Below are 5750 nucleotides of genomic sequence, written 5' to 3'. Positions count from 1 at the left end.
ATTCCATGACCTTCAATTTTACCATTAGCATCGAAGCCTACCTCGCCTTTAATATAACTACCATTTGCAGCATGTACTACATCGCCTTCCTCTATGGTCAGGGTTTTAAATTCATAACCTGCAACAAATTCTTCATACATATAACCCACAACAGCAGTCAATAAAAATACAGACAAATCAGCTGAGGCTGTTCCTAAGTAATAATATGCCATAGATGGCGCATTATAATAGCGATAGTAGGCTGCTTGTGCTAAAGAACCTACAACAGGGGCTACTTGTAAGCTATGCAGTAATCCATACTTTATGCTAAAAAAGTGAAAATCTCCAGTAAATACAGCTACGGGAGATGAGCTATAGACACCATAGCCATAACCTTTCATTCGTTGCCAGTAAGATTCATTTCCATAAGCAGGTAATGGAGAATCATAACCAGCTAGGTTTAAATAAAAAGCATATGGGTTAACGTCCCTTGCAAAATTCCATAAGCCACCAAAAAAGTCCTTTACTCCGTCTTTAAAAGTTTTTACTTCTAAGACCGGCGTAACACTTCCTGCCAAATCAAGCATATATGACTGAACAAATCGACCATTTTCAAAAGATGCACCAAAACTAATTAAGCTATCTAGTAAATGGTTACTCAATTTATTCTTATTCACATCAAGTACATAGTACTTAGTATGAATAGACTGCTCATTATTTGCACTTATTTGTAAACTAGCTCCCATAGGATCATATATTACTTTAGTTTTGCCATCATAGATAAGCCTTCCTTCTTCATCGTAAAATTTTGTTTCTTCACTATAGGAACGCTCTTTTATTTTATCCTTCCCCCAGCGACCTAATAAACGTATATTTTTTTCGGATACTAGATGATTATTGTGAGGATCATAGTTAAATTTAGTGAATTGATAATAATTATCGAACGATTTCTTGATATCAATTAACACTTTTGAAGAATTATTTTTCAATATAAATTCTTCCTTAAGGAATCCATCCTCACCGATACTAGGGCAAACGCTTGAGTCATTACTATGGCATTTATATCCAACAATACTGTTGCTTAAATCATAAAAATAATGCAGCTTAGTGTGATAACTGTCTTGTTTTTCAACGAAATCAATTTTATCGTCTATATAGTTAATTTTATAAATTTCTTTATCACTCCCATCATCAAAAATAACGGTTGCTACCTTATCATTTTCGTAGATTAAACCATAGTCAACTTCATTAGGAGTACTGATATTATGTAACCGATTTTGCTCGTCATAATGGTGATTTGTATTGTAGACTTTATTATTCACCCGATCTGTTAGGCTCAATCTGGTCACTAAACCAATTTTATTTAATTCATAATTTAAATAAGCTATGGTTTTGTTTAATGGTTCCAACTCCTTGATCTGGTAGATAGGATTATTTATAGTATTTCCCGTGTTTTCAACAATATAGGTACTCCCATCATCAATATAATGAATTTTTTTCATGTATAAGTCTGGTTTCCCTGCTATATTTCTATAGTAAAATGACTCCTCTAGCCTAGACTTTTGTAAGTTATCTTTATAAAAGATAGATTTTAATAAACCATCTTTTTCATAATAACGATATTCTTTTGTGTATCCTCGTTTATCTTCTACCTTAACAACTTTATTATTCTCCCAACTGTATTTATTATTTTTATCATCTACCAAAATTCTGAATTCTTTGTCGTACACATAAGTTTTTTTAGTTCCATCTAAGTCAACTTTTTTTATCGCATTTGTAATTTTATCATCATACTTAGTGTGCGTATGAGTAGACCAAACTGGCTTACTATCGTCAGAATATAGAACCAAATTTCGATCTTTCTGTAATCTAAGTTCATTTGCCTTGTCTGATTTATGCTTAGTGCCACTTGACCAAATAACTTTTTGGGAAGCATCATAAAGCACCAGCCCATTGTTCTGGACTATGGCTTTTACTGCTTTTGAACCATTTGTATGACTTGACCATAAAGGGTTTTGTAACAAATCATATAAAACTAAGTTACCGTCATGTTGCATGACAAGTTTTAATCTGTCTGTTTGCCATGATTCTCCAGCTCGTAACTGACTTCCAACTGGTAAGCTAAGTTCACTCGGGGTGATTTTATATTTTTCTTTCTCTACAGTAATAGTATCCTCATTTACTATATAAACCATTTTTTCTACTAAACGTTTTTGATTATTTAAAAACACAAATCTTTCAAACTGACTTCCATCTATATAAATATTATCTTCATAAATTAATTTATCTTCACCCTTGTAATGATACATAAGCTTTGAGATTTTTTTTGAATTAGACAGGTCACTGTTGTCCAATAAGCCGGAAAACTGACTACTAAGCGCTTGGCCTTGTTCTAGGCTGCCCACCTTGATATTGTTTGTAACAAAACTAGCTAACCGTTGATGCACACTGTCAGTTAAATCTATTTGAAAATACTCGTTGTTTTTATACTGATAAAGGTGTTTGTTTATGCTAATTGAGCTATCATTCTTTACAAGAATAATAAAATATAACTGACTCTCTTTTCTAAAAAATAGCAATAACGCTTGCTCTGATAGCTGTATTGCTGGGTTTTTCTTAAAACCTATATTTTGTTCAAAACCAGTCATCACATCATTAGAAAAGTCAAGCTTTTGATTTTCATCTGCTTGTGCTAGCGATAACAAAAAAACTGAATAGACAATACTAAAATTAAAATATTTATTCATAGCTCACCTCGCAAAAATATTATTTTGGTTTTGGTTATAGGTCATATTCTTACGGCTTTATAGCACTGTGAAATTAAACATAACAGAAACTATCTATGCTTGACTTCGGAATTCAAGACAGCACGCAATATACCTGTTTAAATAATAGTCTAAAAATGATAAAAAATCGTTAAATTTTTGTAAAACTTGTGTAAAAAACAATCTGGTGTGTGTTGCTTGTGGTACAGTAAATAAATTACCAATATGTATCTAGTTGTACTAAATTGTAATAAATAATATAGACTATTGAGCCAAGTTGATTTTCTTGTATACTAATTTATGTCAAAAATATTACTAATTTTCTTTGTTTAGTAGAGAAAGTTGTGATTAGTTTATGGAAAGTTCAAAAACTTTTCTAAAGCACTTTGCTAAAAACCTGAGGATGAAAATATGCAGTTTGGGGTAGATATTTGTAAGACAGACCTGGAAGCTAGGAGAATTCTTGTTGTCGATGACGATAAGCAAATGTTGCATTTACTTAAAAGTTTGCTTATGGAAAATGGTTTTATTGTTTTAACGGCAGAAAGCTTATCAGAAACATCAAAAATTTTAGCTGAATCTCCCCTCCCAGATCTAATTATTTTAGATTTGATGCTGCCAGATGGTAATGGTATCGATGCTTGCCAGCAAATAACTCAGCAATATCATATTCCGATCATTATGCTAACGGCCGTTGATAACGATGTGAAAAAAATTCTTTCTTATGAGCTGGGAGCCTGTCAATATATTACCAAACCTTTCAATGCTGATGTGTTAGTTGCGCAAGTTAAAAGTGTAGTAAGGCAATTATTCGTGACTGGAAAAAATAGCTTACGTAAAAGATATGTGCATTTTCAAAATTGGATTTTAGACATATATGACCGTTACCTTATTAACCCAAGCGATATCAGCATTGAACTTTCAGGTTCCGAATATGAAGTATTGACATTATTGCTTGAGAGCAATCGTAATATTGTTTCTCGCAATCAAATTACAACCAAGATCTTTAAACGTAAATATGATGGCATTGATCGCTCTGTGGACGTTATTATTGGCAGGCTGAGAAAAAAAATAGAAAAAAACACTGCGGAACCAAAAATAATCAAAACCATACATGGCTTAGGCTATATTATGTTAGTTGATATCATTTATTCAAATGACAAGGCTCGTCCTGAATTCTGCCATGAAAACAAGCACTAAAAGTCAGGTCTATTTTTGGATAGTGCCAAAGGTTTTTATAGGTTTTTTGCTTCTCAATGCAGTATTTCTTAGTGTCTCTTATCTCAACTATACCACTAATCGCTATTATCAAATGGTTCATTCTTTAACCAATGCAGTGTTAAACCTACATTACAGTTCCTTACCTTATGAATCTTTTAAGCAAAAAAAATCGGCTTATCACCATACCTGGCCTAGTTACATCAAATATAATCTATCTGCAGAACCTGCTTTTAAGAATATACTAAATCTCAATATTACAGAGCTACAAAAGCATTATCTATCAAAAACATATAGGGAGGTGCGTAAACGTGTTGAAGGAATGTTATCAAGAAAGAATAATGGTAGGCAGAAGTTATCAGTTTGTTATAGTGATTTGGGGTTTTGCGTCGATTTTTCTATTAGCGCTATTAATAGAATTTATTTGTATTTGTTGCTTATAGTTGCCTCTTTATTTATCGCTTTAATAGTACCAATATATTTTACTTATACACAAAAATTACTTAAGCCTTTTTTAAAGCTAAAATTACTTGCCGAAAAATTAGGACTAAAAGCAAAAAAACATTCATTATTTACGCCTTTTTTTATGCGGGATACTGCAAATCTAATGGTACAGGTGACTGATAAAGTAGAAAAAATGCTTAATGAAAAACTACAAACTTTATCGGCGTTATCTCATGATTTAAAAACACCATTGGCAAAGGCTAAACTATATACCCAAAATGTTATTCCTAAGACATTTCATAAGGAATTAATTACCTATTATTCGGATATGGAATATTTAATCGAACAAATCAATGTTTATAGTAGTCGGTCCTACCACATCGAAAAGCAACAAAAGGTTAACTTGGTGGAATTTGTTGACTCTATTTGCTACGAATACCAAGTCAATAATTTTAAAATTGACTTCCACTCAAGCCTAACGTGTATTGTTTTAGTACTGCAAAGGAAGTCTTTCAAAAGAGTTATTCAGAATCTAATTGATAATGCCATTAAGTATGCACATGGTGTTTCGATAACAATTTTACTTTTAGAAGCAGAGCAATCATTGTGCTTAAGGTTTGAAGATGATGGGCCAGGCGTTGATCCAAACCTTATAGAGAAGCTATGCGAACCTTTTTTCCGCATGGATCAGGCGCGAAGCCACAACTTACCAGGATCGGGCTTGGGATTATCAATTGTGAAAGATATTGTTGAGCATAATGGTGCAACGTTAACTATTTATAATAAGTCTGCAGGTGGTAGTGGTTTGGTTGTTGATATAAAGTGGAGTTTGACCAGTAAAAACACACAGGTTATTTTTTCGTAAAAATAACTGACAAAGTTAAATGCTATTTGTGAGCTTTAGGCGGCATTTTATTAGCATGTGCAGATAGTCCTGGGAGTATTGAAATAACTGTGTAAATTCTTTCATAGGTTATAATGGTTAAAACGTATAATCTAAGGACGAAAGATGAAAAACAAAGAACAAAACAAAGCATTAGATCAAGCGCTTGATCTCATTGTCGAATCAGGTGCTGATTTATCCAATCTATTTAAATCAGATGGCGTATTGAAGCAATTAACCAAAGGTCTGGTTGAACGTGCTTTACAAGGTGAACTAAAGGCGCATCTTGGTTATGACAGGCATGAACGTAGCGATTCTGCTAATGCACGTAACGGCACGGCACGAAAAAGCGTAATAACAGAAGATGGCCTATTGGAAATTGATGTGCCTCGTGATCGCTCAGGTGAATTTGATCCTGTACTTGTTCCCCAGCGAAGCACGCCGAGTGGAGGGTTGAATGA

General features: G+C 33.2%; 4 protein-coding genes. 3 read left to right on the top strand and 1 reads right to left on the bottom strand.

All coding sequences use genetic code 11. From position 1 onward, the window contains the following. The coding region (locus DNK84_RS10885) for a hypothetical protein (RefSeq protein WP_208123308.1) at positions 1 to 2726 on the bottom strand (2726 nt) is incomplete at its 3' end. 429 nt (positions 2727 to 3155) lie between these two features. Here DNK84_RS10885 and DNK84_RS10880 point away from each other — a divergent pair. The 3 genes from DNK84_RS10880 to DNK84_RS10870 all read left to right on the top strand — a co-directional run. Then, on the top strand, positions 3156 to 3944 hold the full coding sequence (locus DNK84_RS10880; protein ID WP_119344534.1) for a response regulator: 789 nt from the start codon (positions 3156 to 3158) through the stop codon (positions 3942 to 3944). Between the two features lie 22 nt (positions 3945 to 3966). Continuing rightward, on the top strand, positions 3967 to 5271 hold the full coding sequence (locus DNK84_RS10875; RefSeq protein ID WP_162902396.1) for a sensor histidine kinase: 1305 nt from the start codon (positions 3967 to 3969) through the stop codon (positions 5269 to 5271). 144 nt (positions 5272 to 5415) lie between these two features. Then, positions 5416 to 5750, top strand: a 335-nt coding sequence (locus tag DNK84_RS10870; protein ID WP_208123307.1) for a transposase, incomplete at its 3' end; no start/stop codon positions are given.

The organism is Facilibium subflavum, assembly GCF_003574485.1.
Taxonomy (GTDB): domain Bacteria; phylum Pseudomonadota; class Gammaproteobacteria; order Francisellales; family Francisellaceae; genus Facilibium; species Facilibium subflavum.
The sequence above is the reverse complement of the archived record's forward strand: the minus strand, read 5'-3'. Positions and strand labels throughout refer to the sequence as shown.